Source organism: Streptomyces sp. CA-243310, from assembly GCF_050936775.1.
Lineage (GTDB): Bacteria > Actinomycetota > Actinomycetes > Streptomycetales > Streptomycetaceae > Streptomyces.
Genome location: NZ_JBNJMF010000003.1, coordinates 229,779 through 251,557 on the forward strand (window position 1 = coordinate 229,779; position 21,779 = coordinate 251,557).

A 21,779-nucleotide genomic window follows, 5' to 3' on the forward strand; every position below is an offset into this window, starting at 1 on the left:
TTCGGGCCCGCACGGTGTTCCGACGCGTGCCGACCGGTCGTCTGCCGCTCCGTGTCGCTCAGTCCATGTCGTCGAGGAGCGCGAAGAGTTCCTCGTCGCTCGCCCCGTCCAGGTCCTGGTGATCGGCCTCGTCCGGCTTGCCGCCGCCCGCCGAGTCGGCGATGTCCAGCAGCTCCCGCAGCCGGCCGGTGATCTGGTCGAACGCCTCCCGGTCCGAGGACGCGGCGTGGATGGCGGACTTCAACCGGTCGAGGTCCGACAGCACCGGAGTGGCCGCCGACACCTCCTCGACGGTGATCTGCCGGCGGAGGTACGCGGCCAGGGCCGCCGGGTTCGGGTAGTCGAAGACGAGGGTGCTGGGCAGGCGCAGACCCGTCGCCGTGTTGAGCTGGTTGCGCAGTTCCACCGCGGTCAGCGAGTCGAAGCCCAGTTCCTGGAAGGCGCGGTCGGCGTCGATGCCGGTGTGGTCGGTGTGCCCGAGCACCCCGGCGACCTGACCGCGCACGAGATCCGTCAGCGTCGCGAGCCGCTCCTCCTCCGGCAGGGCGCCCAGGCGCTCCGCCAGCGACGGACCGTCGGTACCCGCCCCGGACCCGGAACCCGCGACCGCGCGGCGCGGTCCGGCCGGAGCCAGGTCCCGCAGCAGCGGCAGCAGGCGGTCGCCCTGCTTGCGCAGGGCCTCCACCGCGAGCCGGGTGACGGCCAGGACCGCCTCGCCGGTGCCGGGGGCCGCGTCGAAGAGGTCCATGGCGTCCGCCGAGGACAGCGGCAACAGGCCGAGCCGGGCGAGGCGACGCAGGTCGGCCTCTTCGAGGGAGCCGCTGAGGGTGGAGGCCTGGGCCCACAGGCCCCAGGCCAGTGAGGTGGCCGGGAGGCCGTTGGCCTGCCGGTACTGGGCGAGGGCGTCGAGGAAGGTGTTGCCGGCGGCGTAGTTGGCCTGGCCGGCGTTGCCGATCAGACCGGCGACGGAGGAGTAGAGGACGAAGGCCGACAGGTCCAGGTCCTTGGTGAGGTCGTGGAGGTTCCAGGCCGCGTCGACCTTCGGCGCGAGGACCTTCTCCAGCCGCTCCGGCGTCAGGTCCGACAGGACGGTGTCGTCCAGCACACCGGCCGTGTGGATCACCCCGGTGAGCGGCTGCTCGGCGGGGATCGCCGCCAACACCCCGGCCAGCGAATCCCGATCGGTGACGTCACAGGCGGCCACGGTGACCTCGGCCCCCAGCCCGGTCAGCTCCGTACGCAGCTCCTCGGCGCCGGGGGCGTCGATGCCGCGTCGGCTGAGGAGCAGCAGGTGTCGCGCGCCGTGTTCGGTGACCAGGTGCCGGGCCAGTACGCCGCCCAGCGCGCCCGTCGCGCCGGTGATCAGGGTCGTTCCCCGGTCCCAACGCGGCGTCACCGCCCGCGCGTCCTGGCTCGTACGGGCCAGACGCGGCACGAACAGCCGCTCGCCGCGCACCGCGATCTGCGGCTCGCCCGAGGCCAGGGCCGAGGCGGGCAGGGTGTCGCCGTCCAGGTCCACCAGGACGATCCGCCCCGGGTTCTCCGTCTGCGCCACGCGCAGCAGACCCCACACGCCCGCGTGCGTCAGATCGGTGACGGGCTCGCCCGCCGTGGCGACGGCGCCCCGGGTGACCACCACCAGCGTGGAACTCTCGAACCGCTCGTCGCCCAGCCAGAACTGTGCCGAGGACAGCGTCTCGCGCAACGCGGCCCGCGCGGCCTCGGCCGGCTCGCCCTCGACGGCGCCCGGAACGAGCACCACCGTGGCGGGCACCGGTCCGGCCGCCGCCACCGCCTCCAGATCGGCGTACGGGAGACCACCGGGCACGGCGAGGTCACCGACCACGGCCCAGCCCGCCGAGGTGCCCGCGACCGGATCGGAGACCGGCAGGGCGTTCCACGCGACGCGGAACAATCCGTCCCGGGCCGTCGACGCGGCCTCGCGCAGCGCCTCCTTCGACACCGGCCGCAGCAGCAGCGATTCGACGGTCGCCACCGGGGCGCCCGTCCCGTCGGCCACCGCCAGCGAGGCGGCCAGCGTGTCGCTGTCGCGCCCGGACAGCGTCAGGCGTACCCGCAGCACCGACGCTCCCACGGCGTGGACGCTCACCCCGGACCAGGAGAACGGCAGCCGTGCCTGCCCCGATGCGAAGGCGACTCCGGGCAGCAGCGGGTGCAGCGCCGCGTCCAGCAGCGCCGGGTGCAGCAGGAACCGTCCCGCGTCCGCCCGACCGGCGTCCGGCAGCCGCACCTCGGCGTACACCTCGTCGCCCGCGGTCCACAGCCGCGTCAACCCCTGGAAGGCGGGGCCGTACGCGTACCCCAGCGCGTCGAGCCGCTCGTACACACCGTCGAGGGGGACCTCGGTCGCGCCGGCCGGCGGCCAGGCCGTCAGCGGCTCACCGGCGGGGGCGCCGGCCGACGGGGCCAGCACCCCGTTCGCGTTGAGCGTCCACGGCCGGTCGGCGGCCAGGTCGCCGTCGTCGGTCCGGGAGAAGACCTCCACGGTGCGGCGGCCCGTCCCGTCGGCCTCGCCGACCACGACCTGGACCTGCGTACCGCCCTGCTCGGGCAGCACCAGCGGCGCCGACAGCATCAGCTCCTCGACCCGGTCGACCCCGAGCTGCTCGCCCGCCCGGGCCGCCAGTTCCACCAGCCCGGTACCGGGGACCAGCACCGTCCCGTACACCGCGTGCTCGGTCAGCCAGGCGTGGGTGCGGCGCGAGAGTCGCCCGGTGAACAGGTACTCGTCGCGGTGCGCCGACCCGACGGCCGCGCCCAGCAGCGGGTGACCGGTGGCCGCAAGCCCCAGCCCGGCCGCGTCGGCCGGGGTCTCGGGGGCGTCCAGCCAGTACCGCTCGTGCTGGAAGGCGTACGTCGGCAGGGCGACGGTCCGCGCGCCCGGGAACAGCCTCGACCAGTCCGGCTTCGCCCCCCGCATCCGCAACAGGGCCATCGCCGCGACGACGGTCTCCGTCTCGGGCCGGTCCCGGCGCAGCGCCGGGGCCAATGCCCCGGCCTCCTGCTCCAGGGAACCCTGCGCGAGCGCCGTCAGCACCCCGTCGGGGCCCAACTCCAGGAAGTCGGTGACGCCCTGGGCCTCCAGGTACCGGATGCCGTCGGCGAACCGCACGGCCTCCCGGATGTGGGTGGACCAGTACTCCGGGGAGGTCAGTTGTTCGGCCGTGGCGAGGGTGCCGGTGACGTTGGAGACGACCGGGATGCGCGGCGCGTGGAACGTCAGCCCGCCGGCGACCTCGCGGAACTCCTCCAGCACCTCGTCCATGTGCGGGGAGTGGAAGGCGTGCGAGACCGGCAGCCGCTTGGTGCGGGCGCCCTTCGCCCGCCAGGCGTCGCAGATCTCGTCGACGACCGTCGAGTCACCGGAGATCACCATCGAGTCGGGGCCGTTGACCCCGGCGATGGCGACCGCGTTGCCGTACGGGGCGATCGAGGCGCGCACCGCCTCCTCGCCGGCCTGGATCGCGGCCATCGCACCGCCCTCACGGGCGGCCTGCATCAGCCGGCCGCGCTCGGCGACCAGGCAGCAGGCGTCGCCCAGTTCGAGGACCCCCGCGAGGTGGGCGGCGGTCACCTCTCCGATGGAGTGGCCGAGCAGGAAGTCGGGGGTGAACCCGTGGTGCTCGAACAGCCGGTACAGGGCCACCTCGATGGCGAACAGCGCGGCCTGGGTGAAGGAGGTCTGGTCGATCAGCGCCGAGTCCGCCGAGTGCTCCGGAGCGAACAGCACGTCCTTGATCGGGCGGGCCAGCTCCGCGTCGAACCGGGCACACACCTCGTCCAGCGCCTTCGCGAAGACCGGGTTCGCGGCGTACAGCTCGCGGCCCATGCCGAGCCGCTGGCTGCCCTGGCCGGTGAGGAGGAACGCGGTCTTGCCGGGCCGGGCCGAGCGGCCCCGCACGACGTTCGACGCGGACTCCCCGTGCGCCAGCGAGGACAGACCCCGGATCAGGGTCTCCCGGTCCGCGCCGACGACGGCCGCGCTGTGCTCCAGCACGGCGCGCCCGGTGGCCAGCGAGAAGCCGATGTCGGCGGGGGACAGCTCCGGGTGGTCGAGGACGAAGCGGTGCAGCCGCGCCGCCTGCGCCGCGACGGCCTTCTCGTCCTTGCCGGACACCAGCCACGGCAGCACACCGGCCGCCTCCGGCTCCGGGGCGGGCCCGCGGCGGGCGGGCGCCGCCGGCGGCTGCTCGATGATGACGTGCGCGTTGGTGCCGCTGATGCCGAAGGAGGACACGCCCGCGCGGCGCGGGCGGCCCGCCTCGGGCCAGGGGGTCTCCTCGGTCAGCAGCGCCAGCGAGCCCGCCTCCCAGTCCACGTGCGGGGACGGCTCGTCGACGTGCAGGGTCCGGGGCAGCACCCCGTGCCGCATCGCCTCGATCATCTTGATGACACCGCCGACGCCGGCCGCGGCCTGGCTGTGCCCGATGTTCGACTTCAACGAGCCGAGGTACAGCGGCCGGTCCTCCGGCCGGTCCTGGCCGTACGTCGCCAGCAGGGCCTGCGCCTCGATCGGGTCGCCCAGGGTGGTGCCGGTGCCGTGCGCCTCCACGGCGTCCACGTCGGCCGAGGCCAGACCCGCGTTGGCCAGGGCCCGGCGGATGACCCGCTCCTGCGCCGGACCGTTGGGGGCGGTCAGGCCGTTGGACGCGCCGTCCTGGTTGACGGCGGTGCCGCGGATCACCGCGAGCACGGTGTGCCCGTTGCGCCGCGCGTCGGAGAGCCGCTCCACGAGCAGCAGACCGACGCCCTCGCTCCAGCCGGTGCCGTCGGCGCCCGCCGCGAAGGACTTGCAGCGCCCGTCGGGCGACAGGCCCCGCTGGCGGGAGAACTCCACGAACGTGTTCGGGCCGTTCATCACGGTCACGCCGCCCGCCAGCGCCAGATCGCATTCACCGGAGCGCAGCGCGTTCGCCGCGAGGTGCATGGCCACCAGCGAGGAGGAGCAGGCCGTGTCCACGGTGACCGCCGGACCCTCCAGCCCGTACGTGTAGGACAGCCGGCCGGAGATGACGCTGGAGAGGTTGCCCGCGAGCAGGAAGCCCTCGAACTCCTCCGGCACCGACGGCAGCCGCGAGGCGTAGTCGTCGTACATGGCGCCGGTGAAGACACCGGTGTGGGAACCGCGCAGCAGCGCCGGGTCGATGCCCGCGCTCTCGAAGGTCTCCCACGCCGTCTCCAGCAGCAGCCGCTGCTGGGGGTCGGTCGCGGTCGCCTCGCGCGGGGAGATCCCGAAGAACTCCCGGTCGAAGAGGTCCGCCTCGTGCAGGAAGCCGCCCTCACGGACGTACGAGGTGCCCGTCCGCTCGGGGTCCGGGTCGTACAGGCCCTCCAGGTCCCAGCCGCGGTTCACCGGGAACGGGCTGACCGCGTCCACCCCGTCGGCGACGAGCCGCCACAGGTCCTGCGGGGAGCGCACCCCGCCCGGGAAGCGGCACGCCATCCCGACGACGGCGATCGGCTCGTCCGAGGCGCCCCTGGCGCGGGCCCTGACGGTCTTCGCCGGCGCGTCGTCCGCCGAGACCTTCGACAGCAGGTACGCGGCCAGCGCGCCCGGCGTCGGATGGTCGAACACCGCCGTCGCCGGGAGACGCAGGCCGGTGGCCGACCCGAGCCGGTTGCGCAGGTCCACGCCGGCCATCGAGTCGAAGCCGATCTCGCTGAAGGCCCGCTCGGGGTCGATGGAGGCGGCGCCCGCGTGCCCGAGGACCGAGGCGACCGTGGACCGTACGAGATCCCGTACCGCCTCCGCCCGCTTGTCCTCGGGAAGGCCGGCGATCTGCCCGGCCCAGCCCGACGCGACGTCCGTGCCCGCGCCGGCCTGTCCGGCGCGCCGGGTCCGGGTGCGCACCAGCCCCCGGTACAGGGCGGGCGGCGTCTCGGAACCGGTGCGCAGCCGGGCCGGGTTCAGCGCGACGGGCACCAGCAGCGGTGCGGTGGAGTTCAGCGCCGTGTCGAACAGGGCCAGACCCTGCGCGGGGGTGAGCGGGGTCATGCCCGCCCGGTCCCAGCGGGCCAGGTCTGCGTCGGTGAGCCCGGCGCCCATGCCATGACTGGAGTCCCACAGGCCCCAGGCCAGCGAGGTCGCGGCCAGACCGGCGGAGCGGCGGTGCGCGGCGAGGGCGTCCAGCCAGGTGTTGGCCGCCGCGTAGTTGCCCTGACCGGCGGTGCCGGTGACACCCGACACCGAGGAGAACAGGACGAACGCCGCCAGGTCCAGGTCCTTCGTCAACTCGTGCAGGTTCCAGGCCGCGTCCACCTTGGGCCGCAGCACCGAGGACACCTGCTCCGGGGTGAGGGACTCGATCGTCGCGTCGTCCAGCACACCGGCCGTGTGCACCACGGCCGACAGCGGGTGCTCCGGATCCACGGCCGTGAGCAGCGCGGCCACCGAGGCGCGGTCGGCGGCGTCCGCCGCGACCACCTTCACCTCGGCGCCGAGCGCGCCCAGTTCGGCCGCCAGCTCCCGCGCGCCCGGGGTGGCCGGGCCGCGCCGGCTGCTGAGCAGCAGGTGCCGGACCCCGTGCCCGGTGACGAGGTGACGGGCGAAGAGCGCGCCGAGGCCGCCGGTGCCGCCGGTGACCAGGACGGTTCCCCCGGCCCCCAGGACGGGCACCTCGGGGGTGGTGATCGCCGCCGCGCGGGCCAGCCGGGGGGCGAACGACTCACCCGAGCGGAGAGCGAGTTGGGGTTCCCCGGTGGCGAGGGCCGCGGCGAGCGTCGCGTCGTCCGTCGCGCCGTCGGTGTCGACGAGCACGAGGCGGTCCGGGTGCTCGGACTGCGCGGAGCGGATCAGCCCCCACAGCGGGGCGGCGTCCAGGTCGGTGACGTCCTCGCCGGGCAGCGCGGCGACCGCGCCGCTGGTGACGAACACCAGCCGGGAGTCGGCGAACCGCTCGTCGGCCAGCCACTCCTTGACCAGCGCCAGCGCCCGCAGGGTGGCCAGGTGCGCGCCCTCGGCGCCCTCGGCGCCGGAGCCCGTGTGCCGGACCAGCACGGTCGTCGCACCCGCGGCCGGCGCCAGGTCGCCGCCCACCTCGGTCCAGTCGACCGACGCCCGGGCGGCGGTCACCGGCTGCCAGTGCACCTCGTACAACGAGTCGTTCGCGCCGCCCGCGACCGAGGTCAGGGCGTCCTTGGCGACGGGGCGCAACGTCAGCGCGTCCACCTCCGCGACGGGCGCGCCCGCCCCGTCCGCCAGCGTCAGACGGTACGTGTCGGTGCCGGCGGGGGAGATCCGCACCCGCAGTTCGGCGGCGCCCGCCGCGTGCGGGGAGATCCCCGACCAGGCGAACGGCAGCCGGATCCGGTCGCTCTCGCCCTCCACGGCAGCGTCCAGCACCAGCGGGTGCAGCACCGAGTCGAACAGCGCCGGGTGCACGCCGAACCGGCCGGCGCTCTCCCGGTGCTCCCCGGGCAGCCGCACCTCGGCGTACAGGTCCTCGCCGGCGCGCCAGAGCGCCGTCAGGCCCTGGAAGGCGGGGCCGTACGCGTACCCCAGCGCGGCGAGCCGCTCGTACACGCCGTCCAGCGGCTCGGCGCTCGCGCCGGCCGGCGGCCACGCGGACAGGTCCGCGTCCTCGGCCGGTGCGACGGCCTCCGCGAGGGCGCCCGTCGCGTGCCGGGTCCACGGCCGGGCCGCGCCCTCGCCGCCGTCGGGGCGGGCGTGGACGGAGAAGGGCCGCACCCCGGACGCGTCCGGGGCGCCCACCGCGACCTGTACCCGCACGGCCTCGCGTCCGACGAGCGGCAGCGGGGCCTCCAGGGTCAGTTCCTCGACGCGGGTGACGCCGAGGTGGTCGCCGGCCGCGACGGCCAGCTCCAGGAACGCCGTCGCGGGCACCAGCACGGTCGTGCCGATCGCGTGGTCCGCGAGCCACGGGTGGGAGCCCACCGAGAGCCGCCCGGTGAACAGGGCGTCCTCGCGGTCCGCGAACTCCACGCTCGTGGAGAGCAACGGGTGCTCCGAGGCGTCCAGCCCCAGGCTGCGCGCGTCGGTGGAGGCGGTCGGCGCGAGCCAGTACCGCTCGCGCTGGAAGGCGTACGTCGGCAGCGGGGCCGGCGTCGCGCCCGGGAAGAAGGTCCCCGCGGCGAAGGTGCCACCGGCGGTCCACACCCGGGCCAGGCCGGCCGTGAGCGTGTCGGCCTCGGGGCGGCCCGCGCGCAGCAGCGGCACGGCCACGGCCCCGGTGCCCTCCAGCGCGCCCTGCGCCAGGGCGGTCAGCACGGCGTCCGGGCCGACCTCGACGAACAGGGTCGTGCCCTGCGCGGCCAGCTCGCGGACGGCGTCCAGGAACCGGACGGCGGCGCGGATCTGTCCGGCCCAGTAGTCGGGGGAGGTCAGTTCGGCCTCGGTGGCGACCGCGCCGGTGACGGTGGACACGATCGGGATGGTCGGCGCCGCGAGGGCGACGTCGGCCGCGACCGCGCGGAACTCCTCCAGGACCGCGTCCATGTGCGGGGAGTGGAAGGCGTGCGAGACGGTCAGGCGCTTCGTCTTGCGGCCCTGCTCCCGCCACCGCGCGGCGACGTCCTCGGCGACGTCCTCGTCACCGGAGATCACCACGGAGGACGGGCCGTTGACGGCGGCGACGGACACCGCGTCCTCGTGGCCCGCGAGGGAGGCGACGATCTCCGCCTCCGTGCCCTGGACGGCGATCATGGCGCCGCCGGGACGGGCCGACTGCATCAACCGGCCGCGGGCGGCCACCAGCCTCGCGGCGTCCGCCAGGGTCAGCACCCCGGCGGCGTGCGCGGCGGACAGCTCGCCGATCGAGTGCCCGGCCAGCAGCGCGGGCACCACCCCGTGGTGCTCCAGCAGCCGGAACAGGGCCGTCTCCACCGCGAACAGGGCGGGCTGGGTGTAGGTGGTCTCGTCCAGCAGCGCGGCGTCGGAACCGCCCTCCGCCGCGAAGAGCACCTCGCGCAACGGCCGCTCCAGCAGCCCCTCGAAGGCGGCGAACACCGCGTCGAGGGCGCGGGCGAAGACGGGGTGGCGGGCGTACAGGTCACGGCCCATGCCGAGCCGCTGGGCGCCCTGGCCGGTGAAGAGGAAGGCGGTCCGGCCGGCGCTCGGGGCAGAGCCGGTGACGACGGCGGGCGCGTCGGAGCCCGCGATCAGCGCGTCGAGGCCGGCGAGCAGGGCGTCGCGGTCCTCGGCGAGGACGACGGCGCGCTGCTCGAAGGCGGTACGGCCGGCCGCGAGCGCCAGCCCGACGTCCGCGAGGTCCGTGTCGGGAGCGGCGGCGTGGGCGCGCAGCCGCTCGGCCTGGGCGCGCAGCGCCTTCGGGTCGCGGGCCGACAGCAGCCAGGGCGCGGGCAGTTCCGGCGCCGCCGGGGCCTCGACGGAGGCCGCGGGCGCGGTCTCGGGGGCCTGCTCGATGACGACGTGGGCATTGGTCCCGCTGATCCCGAAGGAGGAGACGGCCGCGCGGCGCGGCCGACCGGTCTCGGGCCACGCCCGTTCCCCGGTGAGCAGCTCCACGGCGCCCGCCGACCAGTCCACGTGCGGGGACGGCGCGTCCACGTGCAGGGTCCTGGGCAGCACGCCGTGGCGGATCGCCTGGACCATCTTGATGACGCCGCCGACGCCGGCCGCCGCCTGCGCGTGGCCGATGTTCGACTTCAGCGAGCCGAGGAACACCGGGGCCAGGCCCTCGCGGTCGCTGCCGTAGGTGGCCATGACGGCCTCGGCCTCGATCGGGTCGCCGAGCCTGGTGCCGGTGCCGTGCGCCTCCACGGCGTCCACGTCCGAGCCGGTGAGACCCGAGTCGGCCAGGGCCTGGCGGATGACCCGCTGCTGCGCGAGACCGCTGGGGGCGGTCAGGCCGTTGGAGGCGCCGTCCTGGTTGATGGCGGAGCCGCGCAGCACCGCGAGGACGGTGTGTCCGTTGCGTTCGGCGTCGGAGAGCCGCTCGACGAGCAGCAGACCCACGCCCTCGGACCAGCCGGTGCCGTCGGCGCCGGCGGCGAAGGACTTGCAGCGGCCGTCGGGTGCGAGCCCGCGCTGACGGGAGAACTCCACGAACATGCCGGGGGACGACATGACCGTCGCGCCGCCCGCCAGGGCCAGGTTGGTCTCGCCCGACCGCAGCGAACGGATCGCGAGGTGCAGGGCGACCAGCGAGGAGGAGCAGGCGGTGTCGGTGGTCACCGCCGGGCCGAGCAGCCCCAACTGGTAGGCGATCCGGCCCGACATCACGCTGGTGGTGCTGCCGGTCAGCACCGAACCCCGGACGCTCTCGGGAGCCTCGTACATCCGGGGGCCGTACTCCAGCGCCGTCGCGCCGACGAACACACCGGTGCGCGAGCCGTGCAGGGACTCCGGGCGGATCCCGGAGCGCTCGACGGCCTCCCAGGCGGTCTCCAGCAGCAGCCGCTGCTGCGGGTCCATCGCGAGCGCCTCGCGCGGCGAGATGCCGAAGAAGCCCGCGTCGAACTCGGCAGCGTCGTGCAGGAAGCCGCCGCGCCGCACCGCGCTCTTGCCCGGGCGGTCGGGGTCGGCGTCGTACAGGTCCTCGTCCCAGCCCCGGTCGACGGGGAACCCGGAGACGGCGTCGCCGCCCTCCGCGACCAGCTTCCACAGCTCGTCGGGGGAGGAGATCCCGCCCGGGAACCGGCAGGCCATGCCGACGATCGCGATGGGCTCGTCGGCGTCGGCGGGACGGGTGAACTCCTCCGCCGACACCGCCGCGCCGGCCAGCTCGGCCCCGATGAACGCGGTGAGCGCCAACGGCGTCGGGTGGTCGAACAGTAGCCCGCCGGGCAGCCGCAGGCCGGTGGCCTCGGCCAGCGCCTTGCGCAGCTCCGTGGTCATCATCGAGCTGAAGCCGAGCTTCTGGAACGGGGTCCGCGACTCCAGCACCTCGTCCGGCCCGTACTCCAGGATCGCGGTGACGTGCGAGGTGACCAGCTCGGAGACGGCGCGGTCCCGCTCCGCCTCGGACAACCGGGCGAGCCGAGCACCCAGCTCGCCGCGCGGGCCGGCGGCCCGCTCCTCGGCGGTGTCGGCCCCCGGGAGGGGCAGCGGGGCCGTCGTGCGGGCGGTGGCGTCGAACCAGTGCCGGCGGCGCTGGAACGCGTACGTGGGCAGGGAGACCCGGCGGGCGCCGGTCCCCGCGTACAGCACGCCCCAATCGACGTCGGCGCCGTGCGTGAACGCGGTCGCGACGGCCGTCAGCAGCGTCTGCACCTCGGGACGCCCCGCACGGAGTGCCGGGGTGCCCTCGGCGAGGGCGCTGAGGACGGCGTCGGGGCCGATTTCCAGGAAGGAGTCGGCGCCCAGCGACCGCAGAGCGGCGACCGCGTCCGCGAACCGGACGGCGCCGCGGACCTGGTCGGTCCAGTAGCAGGGGGTGCGCAGGTCGTCCCCGGAGGCGAGTTCGCCGGTGAGGGTGGAGACGACGGGGATCCGCGGCTCGTTGTAGGTGAGGCCCTTCGCCACCTTGTGGAAGGGCTTGAGCATCGCGTCCATGTGGGGCGAGTGGAAGGCGTGCGAGACCGTCAGGCGCTTGGTCTTGCGGCCCAGTTCGGCGAGTTCCCCCGCGACCTTGAGGGCGGCCTCCTCGTCGCCGGAGACGACGACGGAGGTCGGGCCGTTGACGGCGGCGATGGACAGCCGGTCCGCCAGGCCGTCGAGGAGCGGCAGCACCTCCGCCTCCGTGGCCTGCACGGCGATCATGGCGCCGCCCGCGGGCAGCGCCTGCATGAGCGTCGCCCGGGCGGCGACGAGCTTCGCCGCGTCCGGCAGGGACAGGATCCCCGCCACGTGCGCGGCGGCCAGTTCCCCGACGGAGTGGCCCGCGACATGGGACGGGGTCAGACCCCAGGACTCCACGAGCCGGTAGAGGGCCACCTCCACCGCGAACAGCGCGGGCTGGGTGTTGCCCGTCTCGTCGAGCGCCTCACCGGAGGCGATGACCTCGCGGATCGAACGCTTCAGCAGCGGGTCCAGCGCCCCGGCGACCGCGTCGAAGGCCTCCGCGAACACCGGGAAGGCCGCGTACAGTTCCTCGCCCATCCCCGGACGCTGCGCGCCCTGGCCGGTGAAGAGGAACGCCGTCGTGCCCGCGGCCGGCGCGCCCCGGACCACCCCGGCGCCCGGCTGTCCCCCTGCCAGCGCCCGCAGCCCCTCCACCAGCGCCGACCGGTCGGTGCCGACCACGACCGCGCGCTCCTCGAACGCCGTGCGGGTGGTCGCCAGCGAGAAGGCGGTGTCCACCAGGTCGGGGGCGCCGTCGGCGGCGGCGAACGCGGCCAGCCGGCCGGCCTGCGCGCGCAGCGCCTCGTCCGACCGGGCCGACAGCACCCACGGCAGCGCCTCGGTGGCCGCCTCGGTCGGTTCCTGCGGCGCGGGAACGGCGGGCCCCTCGGTGACCACGACGTGTGCGTTCGTGCCGCCCATGCCGAAGGAGCTGACGCCCGCCGCCAACGGGCGTTCCGGGTGCGGCCAGGCGGAGTGCTCGCGCTGCACCGCCAGCCCCAGCGCGTCCAGCGGGATCCCCGGGTTCGGGCTCGCGAAGTTCAGGCTGGCGGGCAGCTCGCGGTGGGTGATGCTCAGCAGCGTCTTGATCAGGCCCGCGATGCCCGCGGCGCCCTCCAGGTGCCCGATGTTGGTCTTGACGGAACCGACGTGCAGCGGGTCCCCGGGCTCCCGGTCCGCGCCGAGCGCGGCGCCGAGCGCGGCGGCCTCGATCGGGTCGCCGACGGGCGTGCCGGTGCCGTGCAGTTCGACGTACTGGACCTGCTCGCCGGCGCCGAGCGCGGCCCGCTCGTGCGCCAGGCGCACCACCTGCTCCTGCGCGTCCGCGCTCGGCACGGTCAGACCGCCGGGCGTGGCGCCGTCGTTGTTGACGGCGCTCGCGCGGATCACGCCGTGGACGTGGTCGCCGTCCGCGAGGGCGAGCGAGAGCGGCTTGAGGACCAGGACCCCGCCGCCCTCGCCGGGCACGAAGCCGTTCGCGCGGGAGTCGAAGGTGTACGTGACCCCGTCGGGCGAGAGCGCGCCGAATCGTTCCTCCGTGGTGGCGTTCTCCGTCAGCAGGTTCAGGTTCACACCCGCCGCGAGCGCGAGCACCGACTCCCCGGCCCGCAGGCTCTCGCAGGCGAGGTGCACCGCGACGAGCGAGGAGGACTGCGCGGAGTCCACGGTGAGGCTGGGACCCCGGAGACCCAGGTGGTAGGAGACCCGGTTCGCGATGACACCGCGGTTCACCCCGGTCATCGTGTGCGGGGTGATCGCCTCGGTGCCGTACTGGTACAGCAGGTTCGTGTAGTCGTCGCGCAGGGTGCCGACGAACACCGAGGTACGGCTGCCGCGCAGCGCCTCGGGCACGATGCCCGCGTCCTCCAACGCCTCCCAGGCCAACTCCAGCACCAGCCGCTGCTGCGGGTCCATCGCCGCGGCCTCGCGCGGCGAGATCCCGAAGAAGCGGGCGTCGAACCGGTCGACCCCGTCCAGGAACGCGCCGCGCTGCCGACCGTCACCGGGAGCCGCGTCCTCGGGTACCCCCCAACGGCCCGGCGGCACCTCGTCGACGGCACCTCGTCCGCTCCGCAGGAGCTCCCAGAACGCGGCCGGGCCGTCGGCTCCGGGGAGCCGGCAGGACAGCCCCACGACAGCGATCTGCTCCACCTGCTCGGTGTGCGCCCCGGCTGCTACAGGATTCCGCTCACTGGTCACCACGCTCGGCTGCCCCTTCTTGGATTCAACGCGCCCGGAGGAAATACGCCCGGAGGAAATGCGCCCGGATCGAATGCGCCCGGATTCACGTGCCGGATCAACGCCCCGGCCTCACACGCCCCCGGCTCCACATGCCCGGATTCGATGCGCCGGAATTTCGACGTTCCCCGATTCGACGTGCCCGGAGAAATACGCCCCGGTTCGATGCGCCTGGGTTCACAGGCTAGTGAAAGCGACCTCGTGGACAGTCATGGCCTGGTAACCAGGGCCGCCGGAACGGCTGGTGACCTGGCCATTGCCACACAGTGAGCGGCCGGTGGAACGCACCTGGCTACCGTGAATGCGGGCTCACGCGCTTCATTCGGACGCATTCGATCCGGTGAGCTCCAGCTGCGCTGTAGTGACGTGCGAATTCAAGGAGAGCTGATCGCTGTGAGTGCTGCATCTTCCCAAGGGGCCAACCCCGGATCCGCCGAAAACGCACGCGGAGGTCGCGCGGTCGTCCTCGGCGGGAGCATGGCGGGACTCTTCTCCGCCCGCGCCCTCTCCGAGAACTTCGCGGAGGTGCTCGTCGTGGACCGCGACGAGCTGACGGGACCGAACGAACTCCGCCGGGGCCTGCCGCAGGGCCACCACCTGCACGGTCTGCTCGCGCGCGGCCAGCAGATCGTCGAGGAGTACTTCCCCGGCATCACCGAGGACATGAAGGCTGCCGGCGCGCAGCTCGGCGACGTGGCCGACGACGTCCGCTGGATCATCAACGGCAAGCGCCTGCGGCAGGTCCACTCCGGCCTGTTCGCCCTCACCTCCAGCCGTCCCTTCCTGGAGCGCCACATACGCGAACGCGTGCTCGCGCTCCCCGAGGTGACCTTCCTGGAGCAGGCCGACATCCTCCGCCTGGTCACCGGCGAGGACCGCCGCGAGGTCACCGGGGTCGTCGTGCGCCGCGACGGCGTCGAGGAGGTGGTGGAGGCCGACCTGGTCGTGGACGCCACGGGTCGCGGTTCGCGCACCTCCGTCTGGCTCCAGGAGTTCGGCTTCGACGCCGTCGAGGAGGAGAAGCACAAGATCGGCCTCGGCTACACCACCCGCTACTACCGGGTCCCGGACGAGGCGTTCGAGGGCAACATCTCCATCAACACCGTCGCCTCCGCCGGCGTCCCGCGCGGCGCGATCTGCCAGAAGATCGACGGCGGCCGTTCCATCGTCACCGCCTACGGCATCCTCGGCGACCACCCGGCCACCACCCCCGAGGGCTTCCACGCCTTCATCGAGTCGCTGGCCGCGCCCGACATCCACGAGGTGCTCAAGGTCTCCGAGCCGCTGGACGAGCCCGTCGCGTACAAGTTCCCGACCAACCTGCGCCGCCACTACCAGCGCCTGACCGACTTCCCGGCCGGCCTGCTGGTCATCGGCGACGCCGTCTGCAGCTTCAACCCCAGCTACGCGCAGGGCATGACCGTCTCCGCGCTCGGCTCGCTCGTGCTGCGCCGGCACACCGCCGAGTCCCGGCGACCCGACCCGATCGCGTACTTCAAGGACCTCGCCGCCGACGCCGTCGACGGCTGCTGGGAGATGGCCGTCGGCGCCGACCTCAGCTTCCCCGAGGTCGAGGGCGAGCGGACCGAGGAGGTCCAGCTGGCGCACGCCTTCATCGCCCAGGTCCAGGAGGCCGCGTCCCGCGACGACGCCGTGGCCCGCGCGTACTCCCGGGTCATCGGCCTCGTCGACTCCCCGGCCGTCCTGCACGACCCGGAGATCGAAGCCGCCATCGCCGCGGTCCAGGAGCAGCCGTGAGGATCACCCTGAACGACCTGACCTTCGACGTGGCCGTCGACGGCCCCGCCGACGGCGAACCCGTCCTGCTGCTCCACGGCTTCCCCCACAACAAGGAGTCCTGGACCGAGACCGCACCCCTGCTGCACGCCGCCGGGCTGCGCACCATCGCTCCCGACCAGCGGGGCTACTCCGACGGCGCGCGCCCGACCGGCATCGACGCGTACCGCCTCGAACACCTCGCCGCCGACGCCCTCGGCATCCTCGACGCGCTCGGCGTCGCCGACGCCCACGTCGTCGGTCACGACTGGGGCGCGGCCGTGGCCTGGTACCTGGCGGCGCGCCGGCCCGACCGGGTGCGCACGCTCACCGCGCTCGCCATCCCGCACCTCGACGCGTACCAGCACGCCTACCGGGTGGACGAGGAGCAGCAACACAGCTCCCAGTACGTGGAGTTCCTCGTCTCCGCCGGCGCCGCCGACCACTTCCTGGCCAACGACGCCGTCGAACTGCACGGCTGGTTCAACCAGGTCGGCGAGGGCGTCCTGACCGACGCCCAGATCGCCCGGTACGTCACCACCCACACCGCTCCCGGCGTACTCGACGCGGCCCTGAACTGGTACCGCGCCAACAACCTGCTCGGCGAGGACCTCGCCTTCGGCCCGGTCGCCGTCCCGACGACCTTCGTCTACAGCCGCACCGACACGGCCGTCAGCGAACTCGCCGTCGAGCGGACCGCGGAGCACGTCACCGGCCCCTACCGGCTGGTGACGCTGGAGAAGACCTCGCACTGGCAGCCGCAACAGGACCCCGACACGGTCGCCGCCGAGATCATCCGGCGGGTCCGCACGGTCCCCCCGGCAACACCGACTGAAAACTGATGAAGGGACAACCATGACTTCGAACACCGCCGCCCCCGCGGTGGAGTTGCGGGCCGGGCCGCGGGAGTGGCTCGGACTGCTGGTCCTGCTGCTGCCGGTGACACTGATGACGGCCGACCTGGGCGTGCTCTGGCTGGCCACCCCCTACGTGACGGCCGACCTGCGGCCCACCAGCTCGCAACTGCTGTGGACCACGGATATCTACGGGTTCCTGACCTGCGGATTCCTTGTCGTCATGGGAACCCTCGGTGACCGGATCGGTCGCCGCAAGCTCCTGATCCTGGGCTCGCTCGGCGTGATCGTCTCCTCGCTGCTCGCGGCGTACGCGACCAGCCCGGAGATGCTGATCGTGGCGCGCGCGCTGCTCGGCGTGGCCGGCGCCGCCGTGCTCCCGTCGACGCTCTCGCTGATCATCCACATGTTCAAGGACGACCGGCAGCGGGCCACCGCCATCGCCACCTGGGTCACCGCGCTCTCCGTCGGCATCGCCGTCGGCCCCGTCATCGGCGGCGTCCTGCTCGACTCCTGGTGGTGGGGGTCCGTCTTCCTGATGGGCGTCCCCGTCATGCTCGTTCCCCTGCTGCTCGCGCCGGCGCTGCTGCCCGAGTACAAGGACCCGAACGCCGGCCGGATCGACCTCGCCAGCGTGGTGCTGTTCCTGGCGGCGATCCTGCCGATCGTCTACGCCGTCAAGAAGTTCGCCGAGATCGGCTGGAGCCTGGCCAACCTGGCCGCCCTGCTCATCGGCGCCGTCTTCACCGTGCTCTTCGTCCGCCGGCAGAACGCGCTGGAGGCCCCGCTGCTGGACATGCGGCTGTTCCGGACCCGCGCCTTCACCGGGGCGCTGCTCACCCTGCTGTTCGGCATGATGGCGCTCAACGGCGTCGAGTACCTCGTCCCGCAGTACCTGCTGGTCGCCGGTGAACTCAGCCCGCTGGCCGCCGGCGTCTGGCTGCTCCCCGGAGCCGCCGGCCTGATCCTGGGCTCGCAGCTCACCCCGGTGTTCGCCAAGCGGATCCGGCCCGCCTTCGTCATCACCGCGGGCCTGGTCGTCACCCTGGTCGGCTTCTGGCTGACCGGGATCGCGGGCCCCGACAAGGACGGCATCGTGCCCGCCGCCCTCGGCCTCGCCGTGATCATGTTCGGTGTCGCCCCGATCAGCGTCCTCGGCACCTCCCTGGCCGCCGGCGCGGCCCCGCCGGAGAAGGCCGGTTCGGCCGCCGCCACCGGGCAGACCGCGTACGACCTCGGGCTCGCCCTGGGCATCGCGGTGACCGGGTCCATCGCCGTGGCCGTCTACCGCGGCGCGGTCGACGACAACACCCCGGCCGGGATCCCGGCCGAGGCCGCCGAGGCCGCCCGGGACACCGTCGGCGGCGCCACCGACGCCGCCGCCTCCCTCCCCGCCGACCTCGGCGCCCAGTTGGTGGCCGCCGCGCGCGACGCGTTCACCTCCGGATTCCAGGCCACCGCCTGGGTCAGTGCCGCACTGGCCGTCGTCACGGGCGTCATCGTCCTCGCCCTGCTGCGCCACATCCCCGCGATCGGCGCGCCCACCGCCGAGGCCCCGGCCGAGCCGGAGCGGGCCGGGACCGCGGAGCCGGAGCCCGGTGCGCAGCCGGCCGCCGCGGTCCGCGAAGAGTCCACCACCCGTGCCTGAAGGGGATGACATGACCGCCGAACCCACCACGGCCACGACCGAGTACGCGGAACCCTTCCTGCTGGGGGTGCTCGCCTCCGGAGGCCTGGACGCCGAGTACGTGCGCGGCGAGGGCAACACCCTCCACCTGCGCGACGAGGACGGCCGGGAGATCCCCGTCCTGGACTACGTCGGCGGCTACGGCTCGCTGATGCTGGGGCACAACCACCCCGGGATCAACGCGTACGCCAAGGAACTGCTGGACGCGCAGACGCCCGTCCACGCGCAGTTCTCCCGGCACCCGTACGCCAACGACGTCGCCGAGGTCCTCAACCGGATCATCCAGCGCGAACGCGGTGACGACGAGCAGTACTACGCCATCTTCGCCAACAGCGGGGCGGAGGCCGTCGAGGCCGCCATCAAGCACGCGGAACTCGACCGGGGCCTGCGTCTGACGGCGCTCTCCGACGAGATCGCCGCCCACCTGGCCGACGTGCGCGGACAGGTCGAGGCCGGCGCCGCGAGCGTCCCGGGCGCCGTCGCCGAGTCCTTCGAGGACCTGGTCGCCGACGTCCTCGCCCGCAACGAGGCGCAGCGCGGGCGCAGCCCGCTCTTCCTCGTCCCCGAGGGCGGCTTCCACGGCAAGCTCGCCGGCAGCGTGCAGCTCACCCACAACGAGGGCTACCGGCTGCCGTTCAAGGCGCTGGCCGCGCAGTCCCGATTCGTGCCGCGCGACCGGCCCGGCACGATCCGCAAGATCATCGACGAGGAGCGCGCCCACCTGCTCGACCTCGTCGTCGAGGGCGGTCAGGTCCAGGTCGTGGAGCGGGCCTTCCCGCTCTTCGTGGCCTTCGTCCTGGAGCCCGTCCTGGGCGAGGGCGGCATCCACGAGCTGAGTCGGGAGTTCGCCGACGAGATCCAGGAGGTCTGCGCGGAGACCGGGATCCCGATCGTCATCGACGAGGTGCAGACCGGCATGGGTCGCACGGGCAGCTTCCTCGCGGCCACCCACCTCGGGCTGCGGGGAGACTACTACACCCTCGCCAAGAGCCTGGGCGGCGGCATCGCCAAGGCCGCCGTCATGCTCGTGCGCAAGCCGCTCTACCGCGGCCAGTTCGAGCTGGCGCACAGCTCCACGTTCGCCAAGGACAGCTTCTCCTGTCTGATCGCCCTCAAGGTGCTCGAACTGATGGAGGCCGACGACGGCGAGGTCTACCGGCGCGCGGCCGAGCGCGGCGAGCGGCTGCTCGCCATGCTCCGCTCCGTCCGGGACGACTTCCCCGAGACGGTCAAGGACGTGCGCGGTCGCGGCCTCATGCTGGGGCTGGAGTTCCACGACCAGTCGGGTTCCGCGGCCGAGCCGCTCAAGGCGGTCGCCCAGAGCGGGTTCTTCGGGTACTTCGTCGCCGGGCACATGCTCCGCGCGCACCGGATCCGGACGTTCCCCACCTCCAGCGCCGTGAACACCCTGCGGTTCGAGCCGTCGGTGTACCTGACGGACGAGGAGATCGGCCGGCTGGAAGCGGCGCTCCGCGACGTGTGCGTGATCATCCGGGACACGGATGGCGCGAGCCTCGCACCGATCGCCTGATCAATATCAGACCGCTCGTGCTGTTTAGGGGTCGAGATTCAGTCGCGAACCCCTTGAGTGGCCGATGAGCAATCCTCCCGTGTGGCGACCGACCCCCCGTGGTCGCCACACCGCCAGAGGGCCCGGGATCCCCCCTCCCGGGCCCTCTGGCCTTTTGTTTTACCGAAGTTGACGGCTCTCGATCGGGCGTCGGAATCACCCTTCTCGACCTTCCGATGTGCTCATCTAACCTTTTGACAAACCGGCGTGTTGGTTTGTAATCTTCCGGTCGAGTGAGCATGAGCTATCAGCCGCAGGACCGGGGGAGATATGCGCTTTCGGATGTTGGGTCCGCTGGAAGTGATGTCCGCTGACCAGCCGGTACCGCTCGGTGGCACCAAGCCGCGCGCCACACTGGGATACCTGCTGTTGCAGGCCAATCAGGTCGTTCCCACCAGCCAACTGCTGGCCGCGCTCTGGAGCACCGACAATGCTCCGGTCACGGCGCGGAAGATCCTTCAGAACGCCGTGTGGGGACTGCGCGGCATGTTGAACCAGTGCGACCCCGGCTTCGACGGGGCGCCCGCCGAGCTCGTCACCCGGGCGCCCGGCTACATGATCCGCGTCGATCCCGACCACGTGGACCTCCACCTCTTCCGCCGGCGCGTGCGCCAGGGCCGCGCCCTGCTGTCCGGCGGCTCCCCGCACGAGGCCGCCAACCGGTTCTGCGAGGCACTGGAGTTGTGGCGCGGCCCGGTCCTGTCGGACCTGGTCGAGACCGGCACCATGTGGCCGGAACTCACGGCCGTGCAGAACACCCGCCTCGACGTCCTGGAGGACTACTTCGAGGCCAAGCTGCGCTGCGGCCAGCACTACACCGTCCTCGGCGAGTTGGAGACCACCGTCGAGGCGGAACCGCTGCGCGAGCGCGCCTCCGGACAGCTGATGCTGGCGCTCTACCGCTGCGGGCGGCAGGCCGACGCGCTCGGCGTCTACAACCGCATCCGGGTCACGCTCGTGGAGGACCTCGGCCTCGAACCGGGCCACGAACTGCGCCGCCTCCAGCAGGCGATCCTGGCCCACGACCCGACGTTGAACCTCGCCCCCGCGGCGGTCGTCCTCGGCGGCTCGGCCCCGGTCGGCGTCCCCGGGGGACAGGTGCGCCGGCGCGAGGACATCCGGGAGACCCGCCCGGCCGGCCGCGGGACGGCCCCCGGGGAGGAGCGCCACGAGCAGCGGCACGAGGACCGGGAGCACCGCGAGGACCGCCGTGACGACCGGTCCCGGAGCCCGCGCGAGGACCGGCACGAGGATCTCCGCGAGGACCGCGACGACGACCTGCGCGAGGACCGCCGCGTCGACCATCGTGACGACCTGCGCGAGGAGTCGTACGAGGAGCGGTACGAGCAGCGGTACGCGGACCCGCGCGAGGACCGGCGGCGGACGCTGGCCGCCGTGCCCACCCACCCCCGCGGCCTGCTGCTGGCCGAGCGACCGGGTTCGCCGCGCGCCGGGTCGGTCAGACGGTCGCAGCCCGCCCCCCAGCCCCTGTCCCGGTCCGTGGTCACCGAGCGCCGGCGCATCAGCGTGCTTCTCGTGCAGACCCGGATCACCGCGGAACGACCCGGCGCCGCACCCGAGTTCATGGACGAGGTGTTCGAGAGCGTCAACGCCGTCGCCCGCCGCCGCATCGAGCGTTTCGGCGGCGACGCCGTCACCTCGATCGGCGCCGTCTCCCTCGGCCTCTTCCGCGCGGGCGGCGACGAGGACAGCGCCCTGCGGGCGGTCCGCGCGGCGGCGGCCATCCGCGACCGGCTCACCGATCCGGCCACCGACGGCGCCCTGAACCCCTCGCCCTGGTACGGGTTGACCCTGCACGCCGCCGTCGCGACCGGCAACGCGCTGGTCCGCTTCCGTCCCGACGACCCCTCCGCCGCGCCTTCCGTCAACGGCGCGCTGCTGGACACCTGCCAGTGCCTGCTGGAACTCTCGCCCGCCGGCGAGATCCAGCTCTGCGAGGCCACCCGCGAGGCACTGGAGGTCCCGCTCGGCGGGTCGCTCGGGGTCCTGCGCGAACGCGGGCCGGCCCCCACCGGGGTCTGGGCGGTCTGACGCCGTCCGACCCCGGATCCGGGGCGCGGGATTCCCGCATTTTCGATGCCCTTACCAATTGAATCGGACCTCCACAAGCGGAATTGGCCACGGATTACT

At 73.7% G+C, this 21,779-nt stretch carries 6 protein-coding genes; 5 read left to right on the forward strand and 1 reads right to left on the reverse strand.

The genetic code is table 11. The annotated features are described in order from the left end of the window. Positions 1-58: 58 nt before the first annotated feature. Positions 59-13,654, reverse strand: coding sequence for an SDR family NAD(P)-dependent oxidoreductase (locus ACQEVM_RS34335; RefSeq protein ID WP_433085903.1), 13,596 nt, complete (start codon positions 13,652-13,654; stop codon positions 59-61). 480 nt (positions 13,655-14,134) lie between these two features. Between ACQEVM_RS34335 and ACQEVM_RS34340 the strand changes: the two genes are divergently transcribed. From ACQEVM_RS34340 to ACQEVM_RS34360, 5 genes are all read left to right on the forward strand, one after another. Further along, positions 14,135-15,499: an FAD-dependent oxidoreductase gene (locus ACQEVM_RS34340; RefSeq protein ID WP_433085905.1), complete on the forward strand. Its 1,365-nt coding sequence runs from the start codon at positions 14,135-14,137 to the stop codon at positions 15,497-15,499. Further along, a complete protein-coding gene (locus ACQEVM_RS34345) occupies positions 15,496-16,359 on the forward strand; it encodes an alpha/beta fold hydrolase (RefSeq protein WP_433085907.1) in 864 nt (287 codons plus the stop codon). Before ACQEVM_RS34340 ends, ACQEVM_RS34345 begins: the two co-directional genes overlap by 4 nt. A gap of 13 nt (positions 16,360-16,372) precedes the next feature. Beyond that, positions 16,373-18,019, forward strand: coding sequence for an MFS transporter (locus tag ACQEVM_RS34350; RefSeq protein ID WP_433085909.1), 1,647 nt, complete (start codon positions 16,373-16,375; stop codon positions 18,017-18,019). Between the two features lie 10 nt (positions 18,020-18,029). Next, complete coding sequence (locus ACQEVM_RS34355; RefSeq protein WP_433085911.1) at positions 18,030-19,589, forward strand: aspartate aminotransferase family protein; 1,560 nt, start codon at positions 18,030-18,032, stop codon at positions 19,587-19,589. A gap of 342 nt (positions 19,590-19,931) precedes the next feature. Further along, positions 19,932-21,680, forward strand: a complete 1,749-nt coding sequence (locus tag ACQEVM_RS34360) for an AfsR/SARP family transcriptional regulator (protein WP_433085913.1) — start codon at positions 19,932-19,934, stop codon at positions 21,678-21,680. Positions 21,681-21,779 lie beyond the last annotated feature (99 nt).

Bases quoted from the DNA above. Each gene is read 5' to 3' on its own strand.
- ACQEVM_RS34360 (WP_433085913.1), top strand. From the start codon at position 19,932: ATGTCCGCTGACCAGCCGGTACCGCTCGGTGGCACCAAGCCGCGCGCC.
- ACQEVM_RS34350 (WP_433085909.1), top strand. From the start codon at position 16,373: ATGACTTCGAACACCGCCGCCCCCGCGGTGGAGTTGCGGGCCGGGCCG.
- ACQEVM_RS34355 (WP_433085911.1), top strand. From the start codon at position 18,030: ATGACCGCCGAACCCACCACGGCCACGACCGAGTACGCGGAACCCTTC.